Here is a 445-nt window from a genome sequence, read left to right on the forward strand (position 1 = left end):
TGGTGATCAACGTCGAACTGGCGCGTGATTCGGAAATCCACATTCACCGCGTGGGCCGTACCGGCCGTGCCGGCGAGAACGGCCTGGCGATCAGCTTCGTGGCCCCGGCCGAAGCGCAGCGCGCCCAGGCCATCGAGCAACTGCAGAAGTCGCCGCTCAATTGGCAACCCCTGGACAGCCTTACCGCCCAGGCGGGCGGCCCGCTGCTGCCGGCCATGGCTACCCTGTGCATCGCTGCCGGTCGCAAGGACAAGGTTCGCCCAGGCGACATCCTCGGCGCCCTGACCGGTGACGCCGGCATCCCCGGTGCTCAGGTGGGCAAGATCGCGATCTTCGACTTCCAGGCCTACGTGGCCGTGGAGCGCGGCATTGCCAATCAGGCCCTGCAGCGCCTGAACAACGGCAAGATCAAGGGCCGCTCGCTGCGCGTGCGTATTCTCTGATT

1 protein-coding gene is annotated in these 445 nt (G+C 66.7%); it reads left to right on the forward strand.

Going from position 1 to position 445, the window contains the following annotated elements; all coding sequences use genetic code 11:
- Positions 1-443: DbpA RNA binding domain-containing protein (locus tag AC0DBE_RS21600; RefSeq protein WP_472963743.1), on the forward strand; the 443-nt coding region annotated here is incomplete at its 5' end.
- Positions 444-445 lie beyond the last annotated feature (2 nt).

Source organism: Bacillus sp. VA15 (genome assembly GCF_055721145.1).